The following is a 24,794-nucleotide window of genomic DNA, read 5'->3' as shown; positions in this document are numbered from 1 at the left end:
TAGGGCGAACTACCTTTAGGAAGCGTCCCGCTCGAACAGAGCAATGGACTCAACATGGGTGGTGTGGGGAAACATATCCATCACACCGGCACGCACCAGCCGATAGCCATTGCGCACCATGACCCCGGCATCACGGGCCAGCGTTGCCGGGTTACAGGAAACATAGACGATTCGGCCGGCGCCGAACGCTGTCAGGTACTTGCAGATTTCCTCGGCGCCAGACCGGGGCGGATCAATCAGAATCTTGTCGAAGCCCTCTTTCGCCCAACTCTGACCGGTGAAATCACCATGCAGGTCGGCGCCGTGGAAGCTGACGTTGTCCAGACCGTTCAGCTGCGCGTTCTCGCGTCCGCGAACAACCATGGCATCATCGCCTTCCACCCCGACCACCTGGCCGCCCCTGCGCGCCAGCGGCAAGGTAAAATTACCCAGACCGCAGAACAGATCCAGCACCCGTTCACCCGGTTGAATGTCGAGCCAATCGACCGCTCGATGAACCATCTTCTGGTTAATACCCGCATTGACCTGGGTGAAGTCCATGGGATGGAACTGCATGGTGAGATCGAACTCATCCAGCCGATAGCTTAGTCGCTCATCCCCATGCCCGGAGGACTCTGGCCAGATTCTGTGAACAGTGTCAGGCCCTTTCGGCTGGAGGTAAATATGCAAATCGTGGGCCTTTCCAAACTCGATCAGGCGCGTGCGATCTGACTCGCTCAGTTCATCCATATTTCGGAAGACCATAGCCGCCACATCGTCGCCGCAAGCCACCTCCACCTGGGCAATCCGCTTGTAGGCTTCCAGCTCGTGCAGCATCTCCCGAAGAGGCATGATCCGCTCGCCAATGCGCGGATCCATCACCACACACCGATCGATGTCGGTCAGGAAGCTGTTGCGCTTCTCGCGAAAGCCCACCAGCACAGACTCCCGCGCCGTCACGTAACGCACGCCCAGACGGGCCTTTCGGCGGTAGCCAAGGGTGTTGTCGGAGCGCATGGGAGCAATCCACTCTTCCGGCTCAATGCCTCCGAAGTGGGCAAAATGCTCCCGGAGGGTATCTTCCTTGAACCGAATCTGGGCATCGCCGCTCATGTGCTGGAGACTGCATCCGCCACACAGGTCAGCAAAGCCGCATGGGGATTCCTGACGCTCCGGCACGCTTTCCAGTAGCTCGATAGCCCGCAATTCATCAAATTTGCTGCGGGTGGATACCATCTTGGCCATCACGGTCTCACCCGGCAGGGCACCGTCGACAAACTGGGTCTTGCCATCCTGACGGGCAATGCCCCGGCCGTCGTGGCTCAGGGTCTCGATGGAACAGCGCACAGGCTCCGTCGGTAGAGCCTTGCGGCGTCGTCTGCTCATAAAACTACTCTCGGTTAGACGGTGGTTCAGGCGCCGGGAAAGACGCCGGTGGAAAGGTATCGGTCGCCTCGATCACAGATAATGGCAACAATAACGGCGTTTTCAACCTGGCGAGACAGTTTCAGGGCGGCAGCAATCGACCCACCGGAAGACACCCCGCAGAAAATGCCCTCCTCGGCGGCCAGGGCACGCATGGTGTCTTCGGCTTCCTGCTGGTCAATGTCCATGACCTGATCGACGCGGCTGGCGTCGTAAATTTTCGGCAGGTAAGCCTCGGGCCAGCGACGGATACCGGGGATGGAGGCACCCTCTTTCGGCTGCAAGCCTACAATTCGGATATCCGGATTACGCTCTTTCAGGTAACGGGACACGCCCATAATGGTGCCCGTGGTGCCCATGGAGCTGACGAAATGGGTGATACGCCCCTCCGTCTGCTGCCAGATTTCCGGGCCGGTGGTTCGGTAATGGGCCAGAGGGTTGTCCTCGTTGCTGAACTGGTCCAGCACCTTGCCCTTACCCATTGCCTCCATATGCTGGGCCAGATCACGGGCCGCCTCCATGCCCTCTTCCTGACTGACCGTCACGATTTCTGCCCCGTAGGCACGCATGGAAGCGCGTCGTTCTTCGCTCATATTGGCAGGCATGATCAGAACCATCCGGTAACCCTTGATGGCAGCTGCCATGGCCAGGGCGATGCCGGTATTGCCACTGGTGGCTTCGATCAGCGTATCGCCGGGCTGGATGGCGCCCCGACGCTCGGCTTCCTGGATCATGCTTAACGCCGGCCGGTCCTTGACCGATCCAGCAGGGTTATTGCCTTCCAGCTTGGCCAGAATGATATTGGAGGTCTCGCCCGGCAGACGCTGCAGGCGAACCAATGGGGTATGCCCTACATAATCTTCAATTGTGGGGAAATTCATATCATTACCCTGTGGTACACTTTTGAGGTAGGCATGATACGCGTTATGAGCGCCATCTCCCAATAAAGCTTCTAGCTATATCCATGACTGGCAGCTATAACTGTATCGACTTTTCAGTGGGCACGGGAGGCCGTGTTAACGCAGCCGCCTGCTGGTAATCAGTCAAGACAGGGAAGGCAGGTCCGGGGCACTTCTTTCCAGAGGCTCAGGGCCAGACAAGAATTCGGGATCAGACTATGCGACGCTGGGGCATTCGCAAAAAGGTGCTGGTGGTAACCCTGGTTCCCACCCTGCTCACCACACTCATGTTGGGGATGTTCTTTACGTATAGCTGGGTCACCAACATTGAAAGCCTGCTGAAAGACCGGGGCGAGTCCCTGTCCCGTCAGCTGGCCGCAGGTTCCGAATACGGGCTGTTCACCGCCAACCGGAGTCTCCTCAACAGTCTGTCTAAAGCACTGCTTGAGGAGCAGGACGTCCGCTCCATCACCTTTTTTGATCGCGAAGGCAACCGCCTGCTGCACACCGGGCCGGTTGGGTCGGATACGCTGACATCCGATGAGCTTTCAGGGGAAGCGGCCACCAACTTCCGGCTCGAGCACAGCACCCGCTTCATCACCCCCGTGTTCCTGCAGGACCTGATGATTGAGACCATGCTGGCACCGGAAGCCGGACAACCCATGTCCCAGCCCCAGGCACCCATGGGCTGGGTCGCTGTCGAGATGTCCCACATCCGTACCGAAAAGGAAACTTATAAGGCGCTCCTGATTTCACTACTGCTGGTTCTGGCAGGTGTGGGGCTCAGCCTTGCGGTTGCACTGCGCCTGAGCCGGGCCTTCACCTCACCGATCTTTGAATTGAACGAAGCGGTCGCAAAATTCAAAGAAGGCATGCTCGACACCCGGGTTCACACGGAAGCCGGCCCGGAGTTCGAGCAACTGGAATCCGGGCTCAACGCCATGGCAGCCGAATTGAGCCAGGCCCAGGCTGAAATGCAGCAGAACATTGACCAGGCCACGGAAGACCTTCGGGAAACCCTGGAAACCATCGAAATCCAGAACATCGAGTTGGACTTCGCCCGCAAGGAAGCCCTGGAGGCCAGCCGCATCAAGTCGGAATTCCTGGCCAATATGTCCCATGAAATCCGTACGCCGCTGAACGGGATCATTGGCTTCACCGAGTTGCTTCTCAAAAGCCCGCTACCCCGCCAGCAACGAGATCACTTGAATACCATTCGCAAGTCGTCGGAAATCCTGCTGACCATCATCAATGACATCCTCGACTTCTCGAAGATCGAGGCCGGCAAGCTGATTCTGGACCGGGTGCCTTTCCAGATTCGGGACACGGTGGAAGAGGTCATGACCATGCTGGCACCGGCAGCCCACACCAAGAATCTGGATCTGGTGCCGCTGGTATACAATGACGTACCGGATGGCATTCTTGGCGACCCGCTGCGGGTGAAACAGGTCATCACCAACCTGCTGAATAACGCCATCAAGTTCACCCAGACCGGCGAGGTTGTCCTTCGCGCCAGCCTGGAAGAAGAAAGCGAAACCGCAGACGGCAGCCGTGTCACCCTGCGCATCAGCATCACCGACTCTGGCGTCGGGCTGTCCCGCGCCCAGCAGCAATCCCTGTTCAATGCGTTCAGTCAGGCGGATGCCTCCACCGCTCGTCAATACGGCGGCACGGGACTGGGGCTGGCTATTTCCAAGCGACTCGTCGAGGAGATGGGCGGCAAGATCGGCCTGGAAAGCGAACTGGGCAAGGGCTCGACGTTCTGGTTTACCCTGACCTCGGACATCGCCGCCGGCAGCGACACCATCGATCCCAAGGATTCGCTCCGAGGCGAACGCGTCATTTATCTGGAGCAACAACAGACCACCGGGTTGGCCGTTGAGCACCTCCTGCGTGACTGGGGCATGACAGTGGACCGGGTGAACTCGCCGGCGGCCCTGCAGGAACGCATCGAGGAAGCACAGAAAGATCAGGCCGGCTACGCCCTCGCCATTATTGGCATTACCCGGCACCTGCTGAACTCGAGCCAGTATTGCGGTCTGGTGCGCAACCTGGAGATCGAACGGGATTGCCGGACACTGCTGCTGACACCCACCCTGGAAACCCAGGACCCGCCGCTATCCGGCTTGGCCAGCGGGCACATTACCAAACCCGTGTGCCGCGATACCTTCTACGATGAACTTGTGCTGCTTGTTCATGGCGTCAGTTCCGCAGGCCGAACGTCGCTGGCAGCCACGACGCCCGTTCAGCCGCTGCCAGGAGGAACCGCACCAAGGATCCTCGCTGTGGATGACAATGAGGCGAATCTCAAGCTCATCATGACCCTGCTTGATGACTACCAGATCGAGGCCGTGGGCGCCTCCAGCGGGTTCGAAGCGTTGAGCAAGAGTCGGGGCAATCCCTTCGACCTGGTGTTCATGGACTTGCAGATGCCCGGCATGGATGGCGTTGAAACCACCGCCCGGCTGCGGGAAATGGATCCGGCGTCACACCGAACGCCCATCATCGCCCTGACCGCCCACACCCTGGCCGATGAACAGGAACGCCTTGTTCAGCAGGGTTTTGACGGCTATATGCCCAAGCCCATCAGCAGCGCTCAGCTGGTGGACATCATCCGGGAATACACCGGATACGTGTGCCATGGGAACACACCGGTCTCTGAGCACTGTCGGGTACCCGAAGTGCGAGACACCCACCTGTCGATTCGCCCCTCGGCCCGGAAAATGCAGCAGGACTGCGTCAGTATCGAGGAAAGCATTCAACTTGCAGCTGGCAAAACCGATCTGGCGGAAGAGCTGTTCAGCATGCTTCTGGAGCAAATGGAACTGGACCGCGATCGGGTTGAGGAACTCTGGGACAACAACGATCTGGAGGGGCTCCTTGACTGCGTACACAAGCTGCACGGAGCAACCCGTTACTGCGGTGTGCCGGAACTTCGTGCGGCAGCCAACCGGCTTGAGACTGCGTTGAAACGACACGCACCGGACCTTGAGCACCACAAGGCGCAGCTCGTATCCGCCATGGAGCGGCTACAGATCTGGAGCGATCAAACCGACTGGCAGCAACTGTTCAGGGAACAACGACCGGAAACAGAGGAAAGCACCTGATTTCCCGCGTATGGATGGGTGGGAGGCCGGTCAGCCCAGCCCCCGCGCCCGGTCCAGAATCCCCTTCATTTCACGAACCGCCTCTTTCAGCCCGGTGAACACAGCGCGGGCAATAATGGCATGGCCGATGTTCAACTCGTTGATGTGAGGAATCGCGGCAACCTGTTCGGTGTTGTGGTAATGCAGACCATGGCCAGCATTGACGATGAGCCCCTGCGAATGGGCATAGACCACCGCATCGGCAATCACCTTCAGGGTTTTCTCCAGTTCTTCCGGTGTTTTCGCCTCGGCGTACTCGCCGGTGTGCAGTTCAATCACCGGAGCACCACAGCGTACCGCCGCATCAATCTGGTCCGGGTCCGGATCAATAAACAGCGACACCTCAGCACCAAAGCCAGCCAGACGCTCACAGGCCCGGGCAACGCGGTTCTCCTGCCCAATGACATCGAGCCCCCCTTCGGTGGTCAGCTCCTCCCGCTTTTCAGGCACCAGGCACACACATTCGGGACGAACCTGCTCGGCAAACGCCAGCATGGGATCGGTCACCGCCATTTCCAGATTCATCTTGGTCTGCAGAATGTCTCTCAACATGAGGACATCCCGATCCTGGATGTGGCGACGGTCTTCCCTCGGATGAATGGTAATTCCGTCAGCGCCGGCTTCCTCAGCCAGGATCGCGGCCTGAACCGGATCCGGATAGCGGGTGCCACGGGCCTGTCGCAGTGTGGCCACATGGTCGATATTTACGCCCAGTAAAACTCTAGGATTCATTCCGTTCTCCCCGAAGGTGGGTGAATAATGTCCGACTATGCAGTGGTTTGCCTTGCAGGAGATGGTCCGTCAGCACCCGCATAACGCGCTTTGCGGTTTGCCGGCACAAGGCTTGTTCCAATTCGCCCCGAGCAAGTGCCAGAAGCGCTTCTCCAGGCAGGTTTTGTAACCGGGTTCCCGGCCCCGCATTCAAAACAATCCCCTGCTCCGGATCATAGCCATAGCTTTGCTCGGGCAAGACAGGTTGCCCCACGTCGGTGGCCAGGTCCCACGCAAAACCATAGCCCAAGGCTTCGGCGAACGCCGCCTCAAATCGCCGCAAGACCGGCTCGACATCGGTCGCATCCGCCAGCGCTGAAATGGCATCGATGTAGGCAGCAAACACCTTGGGATGAGGGTCGGCGACGGGAAGAGCGCGCTGGAGAAGCTCGTTCAGGTAGAGGCCGCTGTACAGCGAAGCCGTGCGCGTTGGCGCGGGGCCACGGCGAACCTCGACACTGGTCAGGGTTTTCAGCTCTCCCCGCCCGGTCCAGTCAACCAGCAGGGGCTGGAAGGGCTGGAGCTGCGCCTTGAGCGGGCTCCTGGCGCTGCTAGCTCCCCGTGCGATCAGCGCGACACGCCCGGCGTTCAGGGTGAACAGTTCAACCAGCAGACTGGATTCACGCCAGGGCCGGCGGTGAATCACATAGGCAGGCTCCTGGTGCACTGTCCCGCGCATTCGGGCCTCAGTTGGAGTTCATGCCAAGGCTTTTCAGGGCCCGATCGCTGTCTGCCCAGCCACGCTTGACCTTGACCCACAGGCGTAACATGACCTTGCTGCCAAACAGCCTCTCCATGTCGGTCCGGGCTTCCTGCCCGATACGGCGCAGACGCTCGCCCTTATCTCCGATCATGATCTTTTTCTGCCCTTCCCGCTCGACCAGGATCAGCGCGGAAATGTGCAGGGTCTTGCCCTGGTGTTTGAATTCTTCAATTTCCACGGCCACCGAATAAGGCAACTCCGCCCCCAACTGGCGGGTGATTTTCTCCCGCACGATCTCCGAGGCCAGGAAACGCTCACTACGGTCAGTAATCTGGTCGTCCGGGTAGAAGTGGATACTCTGGGGCAGGTAACGCCCCACCGCCTCTTCCAGCGGTTCCAGATTATTTTCCTTCAGGGCAGACAGGGGGATGATCTCGGCAAAATCCCGTTTCTTCGACAGCATCTCGAGATGGGGCAGCATCGCCTCACGCTTTTCGAGCTTGTCGATCTTGTTGACTGCAAGGATGACCGGGCACTTGAGGCGACTGAGCTTCTCCAAAACCATCTCGTCACCAGCGGTCCAGTTCATCTCGTCAACAACGAACACGACAACATCCACATCGATCAAAGCCGAGGTTGCAGCCTTGTTCATATACCGGTTCAGTGCGCGGGGTTCTTCCTCATGCATCCCCGGCGTGTCGACATAGATCGCCTGCACCGGACCATCGGTCTTGATGCCAAGGACCTGATGCCGCGTGGTTTGAGGCTTGCGGGAGGTGATGCTGAGCTTCTGTCCGAGGATATGGTTCAGCAGGGTGGACTTGCCCACGTTGGGACGGCCCACGATGGCTACAAATCCACAACGACTGTCAGGGTTGTCCGGTCGGGTAATATCGTTCATTACGAGGTCTCCACGCCCAGTTCTTTCAGGGCATTGCGGGCCGCCTGCTGCTCGGCGATTCGTCGACTGCTGCCGGTGCCGGTGGTTTTCCTGTCCAGTGACGGCAGGGCGCACGAGACATGGAAAGTCTGATTGTGGGCCTCGCCATCTACCGAGATCACATCGTACCGAGGCAACGGAAACTGCCGGGACTGCAAGTATTCCTGAAGGCGTGTTTTTGGATCTTTCTGGGTATCCTGCAAGTCCAGATTCTGGAGCCGCTGCGTAAACCAGTGCAGCACCTTTTCCCGGCAGGTCTCGAAATCACTGTCGAGGTAAATAGCACCGATAATGGACTCAACCGCATCGGCCAGAATCGACTCCCGCCGGAATCCGCCGCTTTTCAGCTCGCCGGAACCCAGCCTGAGGTATTGTCCCAGCTGGAATTCCCGGCCGATCTCAGCCAGGGTCACACCCTTGACCATTCTGGCACGCAGGCGGCTGAGCTGCCCTTCGCGAGCCTTTTCGAAATGGCAGTACAGGTACTCGGCAATCACCATATTCACGATGGAGTCCCCAAGGAACTCCAGCCGCTCATTGTTCTGATTGCCGTAACTGCGGTGGGTGAGCGCCAGCGTCAGACGCTCGGGCTCTTTGAACTGATACCCGATGCGCCGCTGAAGCTGATCAAGATCCGGTTGCGAACTCACTGGCCCTTCATCTCGTAATCGTGTTTGAAGTGGACGACCGCATCCACATTGCGGAACAGGTTTGTCCTGACTTCGTAATCAACAAGCAGAGCAACCAACTCGCCGTTTTTCTCGACGGTAATGGCCTCTTTCTCGAGGGTTCGGACGTTATTTACGCTCAGGCGCTTATTAATCAGGGCGTGCACCTGGGCAGGCCCCATCTTGGAAAGTCCCTTGGTACCTTCCAGGCCCTCCAGAGTCTGTTGAATCGTATAGTCATCCATATACGCAGGACCGAGCTTGATCACCAGGGTCAGCAAGCCGCCGAAGAAAAGCACCATGACCATCATGGTCAGGCCAGAAGCACCACGCTGACGTCCAATGCCAGAGATTTTATTTTCGTTCATGTTTACTGCACTCCAGACTCGTTGGAATTATTCGATACCACCTACGCGATCAAAGGACGGCAGACTGGTCAGCGATTTCCAGTGCATCCAGATCGCAAATGCCTTTCCAACCACAAGCTCGTCCGGGACAGTCCCCCAGTACCGGCTGTCGTTGCTGTTGTCCCGATTATCACCCATGACAAAGTAATGACCCTCTGGCACAACCCATTCACCCTCGCCTTCGACACCCGGGCGCCCCATGGTCAGGAAAATATCATGCTCGAGATCACCCAGGTCCTCCCGGCGGAGTTCCACCGGCGGCAATCGGGCAATAAACTGGCTTTCGACCTTGTCACCGTTGATAAACAGCTGCTTGTCCCGGTAACGGATTTCATCCCCCGGCAGCCCTACGACCCTCTTAATGTAGTTGGTTGAACCATCCTGAGGGTAACGGAAGACCATCACATCACCGCGTTCCGGATCGCCCAACTCGACCACCTTGGTGCCGGCTACGGGCAGCCGAAGGCCGTAGGCGTACTTGTTAACAAGAATAAAGTCGCCCACTTCCAAAGTCGGAAGCATGGACCCGGAAGGAATCTGGAACGGTTCTACCAGGAACGACCGCAAGACCAGTACGATGGCCAGTACCGGAAAAAACGAGCGGCTCAGGTCAACCAGGTAGGGTTCCTTGGGCTCCTCGCCTTCCCCTGCTACGGCTGCAGAGTCCGCTGGCTGACCAGCACGAGCCGCGGCCAGACGCCGCTCCCGTAAAAACAGTTTATCCGCCAGCCAGATCAGACCCGTTGCGAAGGTCAGAACTACCAGCACCAGGGGAAAATCAATATCCATCCAGAAGCCTTTTTGTTATTTGTCCACTTGCAATACCGCCAGAAACGCTTCCTGAGGCACTTCGACATTGCCCAACTGCTTCATGCGCTTCTTGCCTTCTTTCTGCTTCTGTAGAAGCTTTTTCTTCCGACTCACGTCACCACCATAACACTTGGCCGTTACGTTCTTGCGTAACGCCTTGACGGTTACCCGGGACACCACCTGAGTGCCGATGGCCGCCTGAATGGCGATATCAAACATCTGACGGGGAATCAGCTCTTTCATCTTTTCGATGAGCTGGCGTCCTTTGTAATGGGACTGGTCCTTGTGAACGATCAGTGCCAGCGCATCCACCCGATCGCCGTTGATCAGCACATCCAGGCGCACCAGGTTCGCCGGCTGGAACCGCACAAAATGGTAGTCCAGTGAGGCAAAACCCCGACTCGCCGACTTGATTCGGTCGAAGAAATCCATCACTACTTCCGCCATCGGCAGCTCGTAAGTCAGTTGCACCTGGGATGACATGAAGTGCATGTTTTTCTGTACGCCACGTTTCTCTTCGCACAGCGCAATCACATTCCCCAGATGTTCTTGAGGCACAAGGATGTTGGCCTCCACGATGGGTTCTCGCATCTCTTCGATGGAGCCAATATCCGGCAGCCGCGAGGGGTTGTCGACCGACAGGGTCTCACCCTGCTTGGTGATAACTTCATAGATCACCGTTGGCGCGGTGGTGATGAGGTCAATATCGTATTCGCGCTCAAGACGCTCCTGGATAATCTCCATGTGGAGCATGCCCAGGAAACCACAGCGGAAACCAAACCCGAGAGCGTCAGAATTTTCCGGCTCGAAGAACAGGGAAGCATCGTTGAGGGTTAGCTTTTCCAGGGCATCGCGGAAATCGTCGTAATCGTCCGCACTGACCGGGAACAGGCCAGCGTATACCTGGGGTTTGATCTTCTGGAAGCCCGGCAGCATCGGCGTTTGTTCCGCATGCTTCTGGTGCACGATGGTATCGCCCACCGGCGCGCCGTGGATATCCTTGATACCGGCCACCACAAAACCGACATCACCGGCCTCCAGGATGCCGGTATCTGTCTGCTTCGGGTTGAAGATGCCCACCTTGTCGACGCCCCATACACGGCCCGTCGATTTCATGACAATCTTGTCGCCCTTGCGAAGGGTGCCTTCGGTGACACGAACCAGAGACACAACACCGAGGTAATTATCGAACCAGGAATCGATAATCAGCGCCTGCAGGGGAGCCTGGCGATCGCCCTTGGGAGGTGGAATGCGCTTGATCAGGTCTTCCAGCACATCCTCGACGCCTAAGCCACTTTTGGCGCTGCATTTCACCGCGTCAACGGCCTCAATGCCGATAATATCCTCGATTTCGGCAGCAACCCGCTCCGGCTCGGCCTGCGGCAGATCCATCTTGTTGAGCACCGGAACCACTTCCAGCCCCTGCTCGATGGCGGTATAGCAGTTCGCGACCGACTGAGCCTCCACGCCCTGGCCCGCATCCACCACCAGTAACGCCCCCTCACACGCATAGAGAGAGCGTGAAACCTCGTAGGAGAAGTCCACGTGCCCGGGTGTGTCGATAAAGTTCAGCTTGTATTCATGACCATCCCGCGCCTTGTAATTGAGCGTCACGCTCTGCGCCTTGATGGTGATCCCTCGCTCTCGTTCCAGATCCATGGAGTCCAGCACCTGCTCCGCCATTTCACGGTCTGTCAGGCCGCCGCAGATCTGGATAAAGCGATCTGCCAGGGTCGACTTACCGTGGTCAATGTGGGCAATGATGGAGAAGTTACGGATTCGGCTCAGTTCACTCACAGATGATGCGTACTCACAATTGGACGAAGAATTGGGCCCAGACAGGCCGCTGCCGGAGGCCGGCAAAGGCGTGATTTTACCGGTTACCGGCCCGCATTGCCATGATCAGGAGATGAGGGGCTTCTCGTACTGCCGGATCAGGAAACCGATCAGGGTATCCTCGTCGAGTGGGTAGCTGAACAGATTACCCTGGCACTGGGAGCAACCGGACGTTTTCAGGAAGCTCAGCTGCTGGGGCGTTTCCACGCCTTCAGCCACGATAGTCAGGTGTAGTTTGTGGGCAAGAGCAATGACCGCGGACGCCACATCAGTAGCGCTGACGTTGTAGGGAATATCTCGAATGAACTCGTGGTCGATCTTGACCACATCCAGAGGCAGCTGCTGAAGCGCCACCAGTGAACAGGTACCCGTACCAAAATCATCCAGGATCAGGCACACACCGAGATCGTGCAGTGCCACCAGCACTTCCCTGACGGTTCGGGCATCTTCATTCAGAAGCTGAACCGGAAGTTCCAGTTCCAGACGATCTGGCGACACCCCGGTTTCAGTAATGACCTGCCGCACCATGTCGAGAAAACCGTTATCCATCAGCTGGCGCACCGAGAGGTTGACGGCCATTTTCAGTGACTCGAAGCCCGCCCGTTCCAGCGCCTGCACCTGGATGCAGGCCTGGCGCAACGCCATCTCACCAAGTCGCACGATCATCCCGGTTTCCTCCACGAGTCCGATAAACTGACTCGCCGGAACCAGACCCTTCTCGGGATGGTGCCAACGCAAGAGCGCCTCAACCCCTATCACCCGCTCGGAGGCCAGATCCACCTTGGGCTGGTAGTGCAGGACAAAACGATCCTCGTTCAGCGCCGAGGTAAGTTCTTCTTGCTGCAGCATTCGGCGGGCGGCCTTGATGTTCATGGCCGGAGTGAAGAACTGGAAGTTATTGCGCCCCAGCTCCTTCGCTTTGTACATAGCCAGATCGGCGTATTTCATCAGGGTGACCGGATCTTCGCTATCGTCCGGGATCATGGTGATACCGATGCTAACGGTGACTGCGACCTCGTGATCGTTCAACCGCACCCGCTGACACAAACGCTCCAGGATGCCCCCGGCCACCCGGCCTGCGTCTTCCGGCCCGCCAACTCGGGACAAAAGAACCACAAACTCATCGCCACCCAGCCGTGCCACCGAATCGTCTTCCCGGACACCGCCTTCCAGCCAGCGTGCAATCTGGCACAGCAATTCGTCACCTGCGTCATGACCAAGGGTGTCATTGATTCTCTTGAATCCGTCCAGATCCAACAGCATCAGCGCCGCCGTTTCTCCGGACCGACGGCTGCCAGTCACCACATGCTTCAACCGGTCTCGCAACAGCTGACGATTGGCCAGTCCGGTCAGCGGGTCGTAGAACGCCAGGCGATGCAATTCAGATTGCGCCGCTTTCAACTGCGTGAGATCCCGCAGGCTCAGTACAACGCCGTTGACCCCCGGCGTCGCCAGCATGGCGGTGAAGGTACCCTCCATTTCACGCCATTCTCCTCCGGCATCACGAATACGTGCCCGGGTAACCGGCACCGGACGGCCCGAGTGCCCCACGGCTTCTTCGAAGCACTCCTGCAACTTCGGCCAGTCATCGGTGTGCACCAGCGGATCCAGCGCCAGCGAGGGAAGCTGTGCCGGATCAAATCCCAGGATGTCGTAGCTGGAGGGGCTGGCAAAGGTCACACGTCCCTCGCGATCCATCACCAGGGTGACGTTTGCCGCACCCTCGGTGATCGCCCGATAGCGACCCGCACTCACCTGCGCCATGAGACGGGAGCGAATCAATGCCAGAACCAACAGAAACAACAGTGCACTGATGGCGGCACCACTGCCCAGCACGATGGACGGGCGTGGATCCGACGCCAGGTAATCAAACGCTGGCGTGGAGCGGGTCTGGAGCAACCAGTCACGACCGCCGGCAGAGACAGTCTGGTTCATCTGGAAACTGAAAAGCTCGTCCAGCGACCCGAGGTTGGAGCCATACATCAGGAAGTCCTTCTCGGGGACCCCCTCGTCGTAAATACGGACATCGAGAAACGGCGAAATCAGACCAACGATACCGTCGATCAAATTATTCATCCGAAACGCACTGAATACGTAGCCAGACAGCATCATCCGGCGTTCTGTGCGGTTACTCGGAGCCTCCCCTCCCTGGTACACGGGGTAGTACATGAGAAAGCTTGCCTGATCCTCAGCCAGCTCTTCCTGCACCAGCACCAGCTTGCCGGTAACCATCGGAGCCGCCTCGTCCCGCGCCCGCTCCATGGCTTCGCGGTGCACCGGGTCGCTGAACGCGTCGTAGCCCAGGGCTCGACGATTGCGATCGGTACCTGGCTCGAGATAAACCATGGGGTAATAGTCCGGACCGGTACCCAGGGGGCGAACCAGATAACCGGGAATGCCGTTGGCGCGAACAAAGGCGATGTGATCGGCCATGTCCCGTACATCAATCCTGCGCACGTAACCGATGCCCTGTATGCCGGGGTAATACCGATTGATATCGACCTTCTCAATGTATTCTCGCCACTCATCGCGGGTGACGCTTCCAGTCACGGAGAACAGTCCCGCACCGCCAGCGAGCACCTGTTCGTAGTTGAGAAGACGCTCTTCAATGGCGGTTTTGAGCTGCAGGGATTGGGTACGGAAACGGGCTTCAGTGCGGTCTTCAACCAGACGAATCGACAACTGCCACAACAGGACGGTAGCCCCAAGAGCAACAGCCAACACCAGCCACGCTGCCCATCCATGACGCAAGGACAGCAGTTGCCCTGTCGTGAGATCCTTTTTCTTCGTCATCTGGTCTGTTCCAATCCCTGGCCGCTCTGCTTGAAATGCGAGCAAGTATAACAAAAGCCCCCGGAAGTGTCGTTTTTGACACCAGCCGGGGGCTCAGCTTCAGACGCCTTCCTAATTTGGCTCGATCAGGGCTTCATGACGAGATAAAGAGCACGCCCTTCCCTGACCACACGCACCGAAACAGCCTTTCCCTCGGGTAGCGATTCGACCACATTCCGGAAGTCAGCCACGGAGGACACGGTTTCCCGGTTGATCTCAGTAATGACGTCTCGCTGGCGAATGCCCGCCTCGAAGGCTGGCCCGCGAGCCACTTCAGTAACCAGCACGCCCTCCTGGACGCCAAGTGAGTCGGCAAACTCCCTCGGAATGGGCTCTACGGTCAGGCCCAGCGGTGCGGACGAGGAGGCCGGACCACCCTCGGACGGCGCAGCCGCCAACTCACCACCCTGTTCGGGCAAGGCACCGATCTTCACGCCCAGCTCCATTTCCTCACCGCGGCGAAGTATCGTCAGCGTGGCCGTTTCCCCAATGGGCGTGCGGCCAACTTTCGGCGGTAAATCGGACGAAAGCTGGATATTCTCACCTTCGTATTCCAGCACGATATCACCCGACTGCAGACCAGCCGCCTGCGCGGGAGAACCATCGATCACCTCAGCAACCAGCGCACCGCGAGGACGCTTCAGGCCGAAACTCTCAGCCAGATCCCGGTTCACTTCCTGAATCAGCACACCGAGCCAGCCACGGGCCACACGACCGTTATCACGAATCTGACGGAACACGTTCATCGCATCGTCGATCGGAATTGCGAAGGATACCCCCATGAAGCCACCGGAACGGGTGTAGATCTGAGAGTTGATACCAATCACCTCGCCATCCAGGTTAAACAGAGGACCACCGGAATTTCCGGGGTTGATGGCCACGTCAGTTTGGATAAATGGCACGTAGTTTTCTGACGGCAGGGACCGCCCCAGAGCGCTGACAATGCCAGCGGTTACCGTGTAGTCGAAGCCGAATGGCGAACCAATGGCAAACACCCATTCACCAACTTCCAGATCTTCCGAACGGCCGACCTGAACCACCGGCAGGTCATCGCCATCGCTCAATTTCAGAACCGCCAGGTCGGACCGGGGGTCCGTACCCACGAGCTTGGCAGGCAATTCCCGGCGATCACTCAGGCGCACAATGATCTCTTCAGCACCTTCCACAACGTGGTTGTTCGTCAGGATGTAGCCATCGGAAGAAACAATAAACCCAGAGCCCATTGACTGGCGGGGAGGCCGGTTACCGCCCGGACCGCCGAAATCACCCCGGGGACCACGCCGGAAAAAGTCCTGGAAGAATTCGGGCAATTCCTCAAATTCACGTTCATTGAAGGGCAACCCGAACGTGTTGCCTTTCTGGGGGGCAGCTGTGGTACTGATGTTGACCACAGCACTGGAGTTATCCTCCACCAGATCGGTGAAGTCCGGCAGCCCCCGGGCACCTGCGCTGGAACTCCAGGCACTCAAAACCAATAAAGACAGCATGAGCAGCGCCCCGAACATAGCCTGGGCCCGGAGCGCGGGTGCAGGCTGGACAGCCGCAGTAATTAGTCTCGGCATGACATACTCCCTTGTTTTCAATACCCAAAACGTAATCTTGAGTTGACTGGACTGTTTTTCAACTTACAAAACGGTAGGGTTTGCACGGCAACTACCTGCCAGCGCCTGATGGAATCCGGTTCACCCGCAACAGCCTTGGCTCATAAGCGTCCCCTGAACGGGCGTGGAGCCCCCGTCCGATGAAAAAGCCAGCGCCGAGCCCGAGAACGGCGCCGACTATGGCCCAAAGATCCTCCCCCCCGGATAGACTATGGCCGGCCACGCTGGCAACAACCAGCAACACCAGCGGAATGGCGTAGGCCAGCATGGATGCGCCAAGCAGGGCCCGCTCATCAATGCCCAGAGTCACCTCATCCCCGACAACAGCGTTCACCGAATTCGTGACCAGCACCTGATTGGCCCGACCGGATGTCGCCGCGGCAAGCACTCGCTGACCACACCCACTGCGTGCCGAGCAAGTACTGCAGGCGCTCTGGCGAATGGTTTGCACCCAGACGCGACCGTCTTTCACAGCCACAACTTTTCCGGTCTCAGTTATCATCAACTACCTCATTCAACGCCAGCGCATCCTCTACGCGTACCGACTCGGCCACCTGCCGCGCGGTGTCCGGAGGAATCTCGCCTACCACCGTGACCTGATACCGACCTCCACTTATCTCCAGCGCCCGCATGTAAACGGTCGTTGCACCGATTCGGGAGACTCCGGTCGGCATTTGAACATCCCCCTCCGGCTCGACAAACACGGAAAAGGCAGAGATGCCATCGGAATAGGCAATCGCCTGCCCACGCCCTGAGCGAGGCGTGGCTGCGACCATAAAACCATCGGGAAACCAGTCAAGGCTCCAGCCATCGGACGCCGCCAGCTCACCTGCTGATGCGGAGTCGCCCTCGAGCGGAATGGTCACTTCCTGCCCCTTGCTCAGAATCTCAAACTCCTCATCCGCAATATCGTTGGTGATCTCCAGGCTGGTGAACTGGAAGTGCTCCAGCACCGTCCCGTCCGGATACCCTATTTGCCCTTTCACCAGCAATGCGGTCTTCTTTTCCAGCCAGAGACGATGGCTGTACCGATGTCCATCCTTGGCTGTCAGGGTAATCACGACAACCGGATACCCGGCAACCCGCCCCTCGCCGGCAAGCTCCGCGGTGTACCAGCGATTCATGGAGACACCGGTACCGGCGTAGGCTTCGGCAAAAGGCCCCGACGGAATAACCTGATCCAGCCGGACCTGCCCCCGACGGGGCAGTACGCAGACCACTTCCATGCCTTTACGAACAATTTCGCCTCCGCCGCCATCCTGGAGAACCAGGCGTTCCTGCACCATACCATCCCGATACCGATGGGCAATTTGCAGGGAGTGCATCTGACTGCCTCGCCCGTATACAAAGACGCCCCGATAAGAGGTCATATTCAGGGCGGGTCCCAGTCGTTCAAGCCACTGGTCCGCGGTCAGCTCCTCGGCCCTCAGGGGTAATATGAGAAAAAACAGAAGGGTTAATAGCGGCCAGCGTATATAGTCGTTGCCGGTTGGGTGTCCATCAGTGTCCGCCTGTTGCTCCATGCTCAACCTCATCAATAACCGCCACCAGACACACTTACCAGACGCGCATAGCCAACGGCACCGCGACCGGCAGCCACGCTGTTGTGCTGTGCGTGCTCCAGCAGATACCGGCTCATATGATCCCACTGGGCCTGATCCAGCCCCTGCAGAGTGACTTCCGGTGCCTTTTCAACCGGATCTTCGGAGGCTACCACCGCCGGAACGGCGGGCGCGTCCAGGGCTTCCCAGTTGGCCCCGGCTCCGAATCCGACCACAAGGGCCAGCGCCACCATGGCAACCGCCGGCCACTGCCAGCGGGTTCGGGGTGCCGAACGCTCGCCACCCTTTGGAATTCCGGGCACCGGCTTGCCCTCCAGGGCCTGCCAGACACCATAGCTCACATCGAAGCCGTCGACCGGCGAAGGCCTGCTATGCATCAGGCAGCGCACCTGCTGCCAACGCTGCCACTGATCACGGACTTCGCTCTGCCCGTCGTGGGACAGCAGGCGTCTGACAGACAGCTCGTCCGCTTCGTCATCCATCATCGCCGATAGTGTTTCTCTGAGACGATCATCCATAAGAAGCAACCTTGATCATGTCACTGAATGATTGAGCAGCGGTCCGAGCTGCCGATCAACCGCATCCCGCGCACGGAAGATGCGGGAACGCACCGTACCGATCGGGCACTCAAGAATCCGCGCTATATCTTCGTAACTTAAGCCTTCGTACTCACGAAGCAGAAACGCCGAGCGGAGTTCCTCTGGCAGGTGCTCGATCGCATTCTGCAGTTCGGCCTGCAACTCCTGGCGCTGCAAAAGGCGCTCAGGTGAGGCAACATCACGAAGACGCTGGCCATCCTCAAAGGTTTCCGCCTCGGCAACATCGGCGCTGCCTTGCGGCCTTCGGCCCCGGGATTCCAGGAAATTCTTGGCGGTATTGACCGCAATCCGGTACAGCCAGGTGTAGAACGCGCTGTCACCCCGGAAACGGTCGAGAGCCCGATACGCTTTGACGAACGTTTCCTGAGTCAGGTCCATGACTTCCTGACTGTCGTACACGTAGCGACTGATGATGGAGGCAACCCTCGACTGGTATTTCAGTACCAGCAGATCGAACGCAGAACGCTCCCCGTTGCGCACCTTGCGCACGAGTTGCAGGTCAGTCTGGCTGTCAGGAACGCTGCCCTGTCGCTGATCTTCGTCGGGAGTCATGGAGAATGTGCCGGGCTTCCCTGTTATCCTGACCGGCTCGCCGGTCTTCGTGAGCGCTTTTTGAATCATAGTAGCTGTCCGGCGTTTTCAGGCACGCGATGTCTTGGACCGCGTCAGAGGCCTTTACTGTCAGGCCAAATAGACAGCACGGACAAAGTTTAGTTCAATAGGCATCCACATTATGCCCCTCGATCACAACCCGATGCCACAGTCCTTCGAATACGACGTTCTTATCATTGGCAGTGGTGCCGCCGGCCTGACCGTCGCCCTGAACCTGCCCGAGCATTTGCGTGTCTGCGTGCTCAGCAAGACCGATATCACCAGCGGGGCCACGCTGTGGGCCCAGGGTGGTATTGCCGCCGTCCTGGACGACGATGACTCCACCGAAGATCACGTCAGGGACACCCTGGCCGCTGGCGCGGGTTTGTGTCATGAGGACGCCGTCCGCTTTACCGTCGAACACGGCCGGGAAAGCATCGACTGGCTGGTCAATTCCGGCGTCAACTTTACGCGAGATGAAAACGCCGGCTTCCACCTGACCCGCGAGGGTGGGCATAGCCGCCGGAGAATCATCCACGCGGCAGATGCCACCGGCCACGCGGTATCGACCACTCTGGCGGAACAGGCCGCGGCCCGGGCCAATATCAAGCTACAGTCCGGCCGGGTGGCCATTGACCTGATTACCCATCGCAAGCTGAACCTGCCCGGCAATCGCTGTGTTGGTGCCTATGTCCTGAACCTTGAGGACAATCACGTTGAGCTGTTTCGCGCCCGGTTCACGGTCATCGCCACCGGCGGCGCCTCCAAGGCCTACCGGTACACCACCAATCCGGACGGTGCCTCCGGCGACGGAATCGCCATGGCCTGGCGGGCCGGATGCCGGGTGGCCAACATGGAGTTCAACCAGTTCCACCCGACCTGTCTGTACCACCCCCATGCCAAGTCGTTCCTGATTACCGAGGCGGTTCGGGGCGAAGGCGGCCTGTTGAGGCTGCCCGACGGCAGCCGCTTCATGGATCGATTCGACGACCGGGCCGAACTGGCACCCCGGGATATTGTTGCCCGCGCCATTGACCATGAGATGAAGCGTCTGGGTGCCGACCACCTGTACCTGGACATCAGCCACAAGCCAGCCGACTTTATCCAGCGCCACTTCCCGACCATCTACGAGAAGTGCCTTGGCTTTGGCATCGATATCACCCAAGACCCGATCCCGGTGGTACCTGCCGCCCATTACACCTGTGGCGGCATCATGACCGATGACCACGCTCGCTCCGATGTAAACGACCTGTACGTGGTTGGAGAGGCCGCGTTCACCGGCCTGCACGGCGCCAACCGTATGGCCAGCAACTCCCTGCTGGAATGCCTGGTATACGGTCGCGCGGCCGCAGCGGATATTGCCAGCCGGGAGTCTGCCGTGCCGTCGGCGCCAGACGCTCCCGACTGGGATGAAAGCCAGGTGCGTGATTCCGACGAGGATGTTGTAATTTCCCACAACTGGGACGAGCTGCGCCATTTCATGTGGGACTACGTCGGCATTGTCAGAACCACCAAACGACTGCAGCGTGCCAAGCACCGGGTGGATCTGCTGTCCAGTGAAATCGGCGAGTTCTACAGTAACTACAGGGTATCCAACGATCTGCTGGAACTGCGTAATTTGGTCACGGTGTCAGACCTGATTATCTGCTCGGCCCTGCAACGAAAGGAAAGCCGTGGTCTGCACTATACCCTCGACTATCCCGGACTGAGCAGCGAAGCCGGGGATACCGTTCTGGTGCCAACCACCTACCGAACGCTTGCCCCCTGACCCGGGGCTTCGAACCCTGGAAATTTATCCAACCTGATGGAAGTAACTATGTCCGCACCTTCAGACAACTCCGAATTCAACCGCCTCTGGTGGCACAGCCGGCGCGGCATGCTGGAACTCGATGTGCTGCTGATTCCGTTTATCGAGGAGGTCTACCGTGACCTTCCTGCGGAAGACCAGGCCCGTTACCAGAAGCTGCTCAGCTGTGAGGACACGGACATGTTCGAGTGGTTCATGCAGCGGAGCCGTCCGGCCGATCCCGACCTTCAGCGCATCGTGGACATGATTCTCAACCGTGTTCAACCGGATTGAGCTGCCACTGCGCCCATCCATACTGTCCGGGGTAGTCGCCGCACTACCCTGGCTGGCCATCGCAGCTTTTCTCATTGTCGTTGGCTACACCCGCATTCCCTGGTTTCTGGGCGCGGTACCCGCGGCACTCTGTGGCGCCTGGATTTACTTCCGCCGTATGGGGCAACTGAAAGGCAAGACTGCCGTCACCTCACTCCTGCTGGAACAGGGCCAGCTTTACGCCCAACTGGACAGTGGTGAGCGCAAGCCGGTGTCACCATCCCCCGCCAGCAGACTCGGCAGACGCCTGTCCCTCTTGAAACTTCGGGCGAACGACTCCACTGTCAGAGCGTATTCCGCCATCCTGATTGACGGCGGCACGATCTGCCATGGGAACGTACCCGGCAACGAATACCGTCGACTGCGAGTCTGGCTAAGACTCGGCCAGCACACCCTAACGACCCGAACTGGAGCAACGAATGACTGACACACAGGCACCGGTTTCCCCGACCACCGCACAGATTCCCCGGCCGGAATCCGGCTGGGCGGCACTCACGGACCGGGTGATCATTCGAGTCAGCGGCACGGGGACAGACCCGTTTTTGCAAGGCCAGTTCAGCCAGAACCTGGCCGAAGTGGTGCCTGGCTACTCCCCCCGTGCGGCTGCGGCCAATCCCAAGGGTCGAGCCTACTGCCTGACCCGAATGGTCCGGGAAGGCGACGACATCCTCCTCGACTTACCCGCCGCTCTGGCTGACGGCACGCTTGCTCACCTGCAAAAGTATCTGATGCTGTTCCGCGGCACCTCCGCCAGTATAGAATCGGAGAGCCGCATACTGGGCCTGTTCGGGACTGATGCGGCCAGCGTTCTGGCCGGTGATCGCCTGCCAGAACTAAAAGCCCCCGGCGATACCCTAGAGATAAAGGAAGGCTGCCTCATTCGGGTGGAACCTACCGCAGAGGGTCTGCCGCGTTTTGAGCTGTGGTGCCTGACCGGTGCGATCGAATTCGCCAACCTCCAGGAGCACTCTCTCGCGGACTGGCAGGCCACGGAAGTGGCAGCGGGAGTCGCGATTCTGAGTCCCGCTACACAGGAAGAGTTTGTTCCCCAGATGCTCAACTGGCAGCATTTGGGTGGCGTCCATTTCAAGAAGGGCTGCTATACCGGACAGGAAGTCATTGCACGAATGCACTTTCTCGGGCAGCTCAAAAAAAGCCTGTTTCGTTTTGCGCTGAACGACGCAGCCACAGCGCCCACACCGGGTTCTGCCCTGCTCGCCGGTGATCGCTCCGTCGGAACTGTGGTCAATGCCATCCAGTACGAAAACGGCCGTTGCGAGCTGCTGGCGGTGGTCCGGCACGATGCCGATGTGAAGGCGCTCCGCGCAGAAGACGCACCCGATCACTCACTCGAACCACTGCCACTTCCCTACGCCGTTACAGAGCAAACGCCGCCCGCACGAACAGATACATAAGTCTGCAGAAAGCCAAGGCCAGACTTGCCATAAGCTGTTCTTTCGTTGCGAAAAAATGCGGACATTGGCGCTCGTTCAATCGGCATTTGTGGCAGCCTACGGTTTAACAGCATCGCCGCCGTCAAAAACCTGAACGACGTTCGATCACGCAGACATGGATACGTGCCAGGACGATCTGGGCGCCAAGATGGAAGCAGCCATGCCCCCGCGTCAGTAAGTTCAGCTACTGATAACGAGCCAGCAGATCGGCTCTGGAGGGTAGCGCCCAGTTGATGGGTTGCCGCCCTTTTTGCTGCAACCACTCATTGGCGCGAGAGAAATGCTTGCAACCGAAGAAGCCGCGATAGGCACTGAGCGGCGAGGGATGCGGCCCTTCCAGAACGAAGTGCCGGCTCCGGTCAATGTGCAGACCTTTCTTGCGGGCGTAACTGCCCCAAAGCAGGAAGACCACGCCGTCGCGTTCCCGATTGATGGTTTCCACCACCTTATCGGTAAAGCGTTCCCAGCCTTGTCCCTGGTGAGCGCCAGCCTGCCCCTGAACCACCGTCAGCACGCTGTTAAGCAACAACACGCCCTCTTCTGCCCAGGGCTGAAGGCAGCCATGATCCGGCGGTGAAATACCCAGGTCCGCCTGGATTTCCTTGAATATATTCACCAGAGACGGTGGCGCAGGCACCTCCGGCCGCACCGAGAAGCAAAGGCCATGGGCCTGTCCCGGGCCGTGGTAGGGGTCCTGCCCCAGAATCACCACGGATACCTTGTCCAGTGACGTGGTATTGAGGGCGTTAAAACAGTGCTTGCTGGAGGGAAACAGCACCTTGCCCGCCTGCTCTTCCTGAGCCAGGAATTCCGCAAGCCTATGCATGTAGGGCTCGCGGAACTCCGGGGCAAGGTGTTCGGACCAGCCCCGGTCAGGCCTGAGCTGATTTGCCAGAGCCTCGACCGGATGCATGGTTACTTCTCGTCCTGATGAATCTCGACCTTATGCTCCGGACGCATGGCCGGGAACAGAATCACGTCACGGATGGACGGACTGTCGGTCAGCAGCATGGCCAGACGGTCGATACCGATACCTTCACCGGCGGTGGGCGGCAGGCCGTATTCCAGAGCCATGACGTAGTCTTCGTCGTAGAACATGGCCTCGTCATCCCCGGCGTCCTTTTCAGCCACCTGGGCGTGGAAGCGCTCAGCCTGGTCCTCGGCATCGTTAAGCTCAGAGAAACCATTGGCCAGCTCACGACCACCGACGAAGAATTCGAACCGTTCGGTGACGAACGGATCGCTGTCCTTGCAGCGGGCCAGCGGAGACACCTCTTTCGGGTAATCGGTGATGAAGGTCGGCTGAACCAGCTTGTGCTCTGCCGTAGCTTCAAAAATCTCGATCTGAGCCTTACCCAGCCCCCAGTTGTCCTTCAGCGGGATGCCGAGCGAGTCTGCGACGCGGCGCGCGCTGGCTTCGTCACCCAGTTGACCGGCCTGGATGTCCGGATTGTGCTCAAGGATGGCCTCCACCACAGTCATGCGACGGAACGGTTTGCCGAAATCGTATTCGACAGTTTCGGTGTCGCCATTGGCCAGTTCGCGGGTGTTGACCACGGTCGTGGTGCCCAATACCTCCCTGGTAATCTGGCGCAGCATATCTTCGGTGAGGTCCATCAGGTCGTTGTAATCCGCATAGGCCTGGTAGAACTCCACCATGGTGAATTCCGGGTTGTGCCGGGTGGACAAGCCCTCGTTACGGAAGTTGCGATTGATCTCGAACACCCGCTCGAAGCCGCCCACCACCAGACGCTTGAGGTACAGCTCTGGCGCGATGCGCATGTACATATCGCGACCAAGCGCATTATGGTGAGTGATAAACGGACGTGCAGTCGCACCGCCCGGAATCACCTGCAGCATCGGCGTTTCCACTTCCATGAAGCCGCGGGCGTTGAAATAGTTCCGCATGGCATTGATCAGGCTCGTGCGAATCTGGAACGTCTTGCGAGTTTCCTCGTTCACCATCAGGTCCACATACCGGTGCCGGTAGCGGGCTTCCATATCGGTCAGGCCCTTGTGTTTCTCCGGCAGCGGACGCAGTGACTTGGTGAGCAGGACATACTCATCCATCATCACATACAGGTCACCCTTGCCGGACTTGCACAGGGTACCCCGGACTCCAACGATATCGCCCATATCCCAGTGCTTTGTGTCTTTCTGCACGTGTTTGGTGGCATAGATCTGGATACGCCCGGTCATGTCCTGAACCACTTTGAACGCTTTCCGATCCAGCATCATGCGACCGGCAATGGCCACCTTGATATCCAGCGCTTCCAACTCTTCCTTGCTCTTGTCGCCGTATTTCTCCTGCAGCTCGGCTGCCGTGGCGTCGCGACGGAAGTCATTGGGGAACGGATTGCCCTGGGTGCGCATGTCCGCCAGCTTGGCGCGGCGCTCGGCAATCAGCTTGTTGTCCTCGTGCTGTGCATTCTGAGTGTGTTCAGTCATGTTG

At 58.7% G+C, this 24,794-nt stretch carries 22 protein-coding genes; 5 read left to right on the top strand and 17 right to left on the bottom strand.

Translation table 11 applies throughout. The features are described 5' to 3' along the window. Positions 1-15: 15 nt before the first annotated feature. Together rlmD and cysM are read right to left on the bottom strand one after the other, a co-directional pair. Entirely contained in the window at positions 16-1,365 is a 1,350-nt protein-coding gene (gene rlmD / locus K8I84_RS00925) for a 23S rRNA (uracil(1939)-C(5))-methyltransferase RlmD (protein ID WP_223792844.1), read from the bottom strand. A gap of 26 nt (positions 1,366-1,391) precedes the next feature. Continuing rightward, complete coding sequence (gene cysM, locus K8I84_RS00920) at positions 1,392-2,285, bottom strand: cysteine synthase CysM (RefSeq protein WP_223792843.1); 894 nt, start codon at positions 2,283-2,285, stop codon at positions 1,392-1,394. Between the two features lie 236 nt (positions 2,286-2,521). Between cysM and K8I84_RS00915 the strand changes: the two genes are divergently transcribed. Then, positions 2,522-5,410: an ATP-binding protein gene (locus tag K8I84_RS00915; RefSeq protein WP_223792842.1), complete on the top strand. Its 2,889-nt coding sequence runs from the start codon at positions 2,522-2,524 to the stop codon at positions 5,408-5,410. Between the two features lie 30 nt (positions 5,411-5,440). Here the strand turns inward: K8I84_RS00915 and pdxJ are convergent, their stop codons facing one another. The 13 genes from pdxJ to rpoE form a co-directional block, all read right to left on the bottom strand. Continuing rightward, complete coding sequence (pdxJ, locus tag K8I84_RS00910) at positions 5,441-6,181, bottom strand: pyridoxine 5'-phosphate synthase (protein WP_223792841.1); 741 nt, start codon at positions 6,179-6,181, stop codon at positions 5,441-5,443. Next, a complete protein-coding gene (gene recO / locus K8I84_RS00905; RefSeq protein ID WP_223792840.1) occupies positions 6,171-6,899 on the bottom strand; it encodes a DNA repair protein RecO in 729 nt (242 codons plus the stop codon). The genes pdxJ and recO overlap by 11 nt, the downstream gene beginning before the upstream one ends. A gap of 7 nt (positions 6,900-6,906) precedes the next feature. Then, on the bottom strand, positions 6,907-7,824 hold the full coding sequence (era, locus tag K8I84_RS00900) for a GTPase Era (protein WP_223792839.1): 918 nt from the start codon (positions 7,822-7,824) through the stop codon (positions 6,907-6,909). Next, positions 7,824-8,513, bottom strand: a complete 690-nt coding sequence (gene rnc / locus K8I84_RS00895; protein WP_223792838.1) for a ribonuclease III — start codon at positions 8,511-8,513, stop codon at positions 7,824-7,826. Before rnc ends, era begins: the two co-directional genes overlap by 1 nt. Continuing rightward, a complete protein-coding gene (locus tag K8I84_RS00890) occupies positions 8,510-8,899 on the bottom strand; it encodes a DUF4845 domain-containing protein (protein ID WP_223792837.1) in 390 nt (129 codons plus the stop codon). The genes rnc and K8I84_RS00890 overlap by 4 nt, the downstream gene beginning before the upstream one ends. Positions 8,900-8,926: 27 nt before the next feature. Then, complete coding sequence (gene lepB, locus K8I84_RS00885; protein WP_223792836.1) at positions 8,927-9,727, bottom strand: signal peptidase I; 801 nt, start codon at positions 9,725-9,727, stop codon at positions 8,927-8,929. Between the two features lie 15 nt (positions 9,728-9,742). Beyond that, positions 9,743-11,545, bottom strand: coding sequence for a translation elongation factor 4 (gene lepA, locus K8I84_RS00880; RefSeq protein WP_223792835.1), 1,803 nt, complete (start codon positions 11,543-11,545; stop codon positions 9,743-9,745). Between the two features lie 105 nt (positions 11,546-11,650). Next, entirely contained in the window at positions 11,651-14,377 is a 2,727-nt protein-coding gene (locus K8I84_RS00875) for an EAL domain-containing protein (protein ID WP_223792834.1), read from the bottom strand. Positions 14,378-14,502: 125 nt separating this feature from the next. Beyond that, positions 14,503-15,921 (bottom strand): DegQ family serine endoprotease, encoded by a 1,419-nt coding sequence (locus K8I84_RS00870; RefSeq protein WP_223793705.1) that lies wholly within the window; start codon positions 15,919-15,921, stop codon positions 14,503-14,505. 148 nt (positions 15,922-16,069) lie between these two features. Beyond that, the gene (locus K8I84_RS00865) at positions 16,070-16,519 is read right to left on the bottom strand and encodes a SoxR reducing system RseC family protein (RefSeq protein ID WP_223792833.1); all 450 of its coding nucleotides are present in this window, start codon (positions 16,517-16,519) and stop codon (positions 16,070-16,072) included. Next, a complete protein-coding gene (locus tag K8I84_RS00860; protein ID WP_223792832.1) occupies positions 16,509-17,540 on the bottom strand; it encodes a MucB/RseB C-terminal domain-containing protein in 1,032 nt (343 codons plus the stop codon). Before K8I84_RS00860 ends, K8I84_RS00865 begins: the two co-directional genes overlap by 11 nt. 11 nt (positions 17,541-17,551) lie before the next feature. After that, complete coding sequence (locus tag K8I84_RS00855; RefSeq protein WP_223792831.1) at positions 17,552-18,097, bottom strand: sigma-E factor negative regulatory protein; 546 nt, start codon at positions 18,095-18,097, stop codon at positions 17,552-17,554. Between the two features lie 15 nt (positions 18,098-18,112). Continuing rightward, entirely contained in the window at positions 18,113-18,799 is a 687-nt protein-coding gene (gene rpoE, locus K8I84_RS00850; RefSeq protein WP_411722634.1) for an RNA polymerase sigma factor RpoE, read from the bottom strand. Between the two features lie 133 nt (positions 18,800-18,932). Between rpoE and nadB the strand changes: the two genes are divergently transcribed. The 4 genes from nadB to K8I84_RS00830 are packed head-to-tail and all read left to right on the top strand — an operon-like array spanning position 18,933 to position 22,303. Continuing rightward, entirely contained in the window at positions 18,933-20,537 is a 1,605-nt protein-coding gene (gene nadB, locus K8I84_RS00845; RefSeq protein WP_223793703.1) for an L-aspartate oxidase, read from the top strand. A 48-nt stretch (positions 20,538-20,585) separates the two neighbouring features. Beyond that, entirely contained in the window at positions 20,586-20,849 is a 264-nt protein-coding gene (locus K8I84_RS00840) for a succinate dehydrogenase assembly factor 2 (protein WP_223792830.1), read from the top strand. Further along, the gene (locus K8I84_RS00835) at positions 20,833-21,315 is read left to right on the top strand and encodes a hypothetical protein (RefSeq protein WP_223792829.1); all 483 of its coding nucleotides are present in this window, start codon (positions 20,833-20,835) and stop codon (positions 21,313-21,315) included. Before K8I84_RS00840 ends, K8I84_RS00835 begins: the two co-directional genes overlap by 17 nt. Then, on the top strand, positions 21,308-22,303 hold the full coding sequence (locus K8I84_RS00830; RefSeq protein ID WP_223792828.1) for a YgfZ/GcvT domain-containing protein: 996 nt from the start codon (positions 21,308-21,310) through the stop codon (positions 22,301-22,303). Before K8I84_RS00835 ends, K8I84_RS00830 begins: the two co-directional genes overlap by 8 nt. A 223-nt stretch (positions 22,304-22,526) precedes the next feature. On the opposite strand, the gene ung is transcribed toward K8I84_RS00830, so the two are convergent. Continuing rightward, the gene (gene ung / locus K8I84_RS00825) at positions 22,527-23,255 is read right to left on the bottom strand and encodes a uracil-DNA glycosylase (protein WP_223792827.1); all 729 of its coding nucleotides are present in this window, start codon (positions 23,253-23,255) and stop codon (positions 22,527-22,529) included. Between the two features lie 2 nt (positions 23,256-23,257). Further along, on the bottom strand, positions 23,258-24,790 hold the full coding sequence (lysS, locus tag K8I84_RS00820; RefSeq protein ID WP_223792826.1) for a lysine--tRNA ligase: 1,533 nt from the start codon (positions 24,788-24,790) through the stop codon (positions 23,258-23,260). Positions 24,791-24,794: the final 4 nt, after the last annotated feature.

Origin of the sequence: Marinobacter sp. F4216, from assembly GCF_019931195.1 — a bacterium.
GTDB classification, from domain to species: Bacteria; Pseudomonadota; Gammaproteobacteria; order Pseudomonadales; family Oleiphilaceae; genus Marinobacter; species Marinobacter suaedae.
This window is presented reverse-complemented; position numbering and strand designations above follow the sequence as displayed.

Bases quoted from the DNA above. Each gene is read 5' to 3' on its own strand.
- rlmD (WP_223792844.1), bottom strand. From the start codon at position 1,365: ATGAGCAGACGACGCCGCAAGGCTCTACCGACGGAGCCTGTGCGCTGT.
- cysM (WP_223792843.1), bottom strand. From the start codon at position 2,285: ATGAATTTCCCCACAATTGAAGATTATGTAGGGCATACCCCATTGGTT.
- K8I84_RS00915 (WP_223792842.1), top strand. From the start codon at position 2,522: ATGCGACGCTGGGGCATTCGCAAAAAGGTGCTGGTGGTAACCCTGGTT.
- pdxJ (WP_223792841.1), bottom strand. From the start codon at position 6,181: ATGAATCCTAGAGTTTTACTGGGCGTAAATATCGACCATGTGGCCACA.
- recO (WP_223792840.1), bottom strand. From the start codon at position 6,899: ATGCGCGGGACAGTGCACCAGGAGCCTGCCTATGTGATTCACCGCCGG.
- era (WP_223792839.1), bottom strand. From the start codon at position 7,824: ATGAACGATATTACCCGACCGGACAACCCTGACAGTCGTTGTGGATTT.
- K8I84_RS00890 (WP_223792837.1), bottom strand. From the start codon at position 8,899: ATGAACGAAAATAAAATCTCTGGCATTGGACGTCAGCGTGGTGCTTCT.
- lepB (WP_223792836.1), bottom strand. From the start codon at position 9,727: ATGGATATTGATTTTCCCCTGGTGCTGGTAGTTCTGACCTTCGCAACG.
- K8I84_RS00875 (WP_223792834.1), bottom strand. From the start codon at position 14,377: ATGACGAAGAAAAAGGATCTCACGACAGGGCAACTGCTGTCCTTGCGT.
- K8I84_RS00870 (WP_223793705.1), bottom strand. From the start codon at position 15,921: ATGTTCGGGGCGCTGCTCATGCTGTCTTTATTGGTTTTGAGTGCCTGG.
- K8I84_RS00865 (WP_223792833.1), bottom strand. From the start codon at position 16,519: ATGATAACTGAGACCGGAAAAGTTGTGGCTGTGAAAGACGGTCGCGTC.
- K8I84_RS00860 (WP_223792832.1), bottom strand. From the start codon at position 17,540: ATGGAGCAACAGGCGGACACTGATGGACACCCAACCGGCAACGACTAT.
- K8I84_RS00855 (WP_223792831.1), bottom strand. From the start codon at position 18,097: ATGGATGATCGTCTCAGAGAAACACTATCGGCGATGATGGATGACGAA.
- rpoE (WP_411722634.1), bottom strand. From the start codon at position 18,799: ATGATTCAAAAAGCGCTCACGAAGACCGGCGAGCCGGTCAGGATAACA.
- nadB (WP_223793703.1), top strand. From the start codon at position 18,933: ATGCCACAGTCCTTCGAATACGACGTTCTTATCATTGGCAGTGGTGCC.
- K8I84_RS00840 (WP_223792830.1), top strand. From the start codon at position 20,586: ATGTCCGCACCTTCAGACAACTCCGAATTCAACCGCCTCTGGTGGCAC.
- K8I84_RS00830 (WP_223792828.1), top strand. From the start codon at position 21,308: ATGACTGACACACAGGCACCGGTTTCCCCGACCACCGCACAGATTCCC.
- ung (WP_223792827.1), bottom strand. From the start codon at position 23,255: ATGCATCCGGTCGAGGCTCTGGCAAATCAGCTCAGGCCTGACCGGGGC.
- lysS (WP_223792826.1), bottom strand. From the start codon at position 24,790: ATGACTGAACACACTCAGAATGCACAGCACGAGGACAACAAGCTGATT.